The organism is Robertmurraya kyonggiensis, assembly GCF_005116465.1.
Taxonomy (GTDB): Bacteria; Bacillota; Bacilli; order Bacillales; family Cytobacillaceae; genus Robertmurraya; species Robertmurraya kyonggiensis.
Genome location: NZ_SWBM01000037.1, coordinates 1 through 1,642, shown reverse-complemented (window position 1 = coordinate 1,642; position 1,642 = coordinate 1). Strand labels below are relative to the sequence as shown.

Below are 1,642 nucleotides of genomic sequence, written 5' to 3'. Positions count from 1 at the left end.
GTAGCTAGGATCCTCCACAATCTGAGGGTACATGTAGTTAGCAATAAAGGCAGCTGTCAGGTTGCGGTGCCTTGATGCTAATTGCTCAAGCTCGCATGTGTGATCTACCACAATCTTGACCTGCCAGAAATCCTGCCACTTGCCCTTGGACGCGTACACCCTGAACGGGCATTCGCTTCTCACACAACGAATATCATATGTTTGCGGACTGCTCTTGAGCACTTTGAACTGTCTTTGCAAAGATAGAGTGGACCAACGTTTTATTGCTTCTTTCATATTATCAGCATTAGCATACATTGAACCGACGCAGACCTCATTCTCCCTATACTCCCATTGCACCGCTTCACCATCATTTACACTTAGCATCGATAAGTCGTACCCGTCCAAGTTCTGCGGGACACAATAATCATCTTCATCGTCTGAAGATGAATCATCCACTGCATGCTCTTCACCCTCCCTCTGAAACTCATTGACTATGCAGGGATTGTCTTCCCCCTCGTCAGCCTCGCCAGTTGCTTGACGAGGTTCCTGTGAGCCATCTCCATCTTCAGCTGGTTCATGAATCGTATCCGAATCTTCATCAGGTTGTCCATGCATCGTCTCCGAATCTTCTAATACTGCATCCCCCGGGCCTCCATCTTCGTCAACTGCTTCAGTACTAATTGTAGCCTTTTCGAACGCTTGCACAAATAATACCAGAGGTAAACCTCGACTAGTGGTTAGATTCACATAGTTCCTCCAGTTTTGGGTGCCTTGAAGTGGCAATAACTCCCAAAATACCGGTTCTCTCCGATTTACAACGGCCATGATCGAAATCTCATGTTGCTCTCGATTAAGTCCGAAAGCTTTAAATAGCCAATTGCAGATTGAAACCCAAGTCCTCTCTCTTGCTCGGGGTACTTCCTTTCTGAAGGAACTAAAGTCTGACAAATCGACCCCTTCAGAACCATATCTAACATCCCCAGACCCATAGAACACTTGAAAAGGTAATCTTTCTGACATGCCTGCCAACACAATTGACACCGATTTCTCAAACTTAGATATTTAATCTGGGGGAAAAAGGTTTCCATTCAAATAAATTTAATCCACCTACTTAAATATTTTCTAAAGAATCCTAATATAACTACCAAAACTAAACCATGTTTCTAATTTTACTGACTACTATTTCTATTCAAATAATTTTTCCTATTAAAATATTTAAGTGCAAAATATTTCTAATTTTATTGAATACTATTTCTATCTATCTAAACTATTTTTTATTCTCACAAAATAAACTAAACTATTTTTGAATCTCACAAATTAAACAAGGCAATAAGCCTAAATTATTTATTCAATACAATTTCTATCTAAGCTTCCATTTCTATATAAAACATTTAACTTCCAAATATTTCTAAACAACCTTTTCGATCTATCTAAACTAGGCTAAAATTTGGATTTGTATTGGACTAGTCTATCTATCTAAACTATTTTTTCTATGTATCTAAACTATTTCTATGCAAATAACTAGCTAATATTTTTATCTACAGAGATATATACATTACAATCTATAGAGATATAGAGATTAAAAAAAATACCTAAACCAGAAGACAGATCTAGCAGAGCAGCACCCCACCCTTCCCCTCCCCTCTCCTCCCCTCTCCTC

At 39.0% G+C, this 1,642-nt stretch carries 1 protein-coding gene; it reads right to left on the bottom strand.

The genetic code is table 11. The annotated features are described in order from the left end of the window. The coding region (locus FA727_RS25600; protein WP_136833907.1) for a DUF1979 domain-containing protein at positions 1 to 978 on the bottom strand (978 nt) is incomplete at its 3' end. Positions 979 to 1,642: the final 664 nt, after the last annotated feature.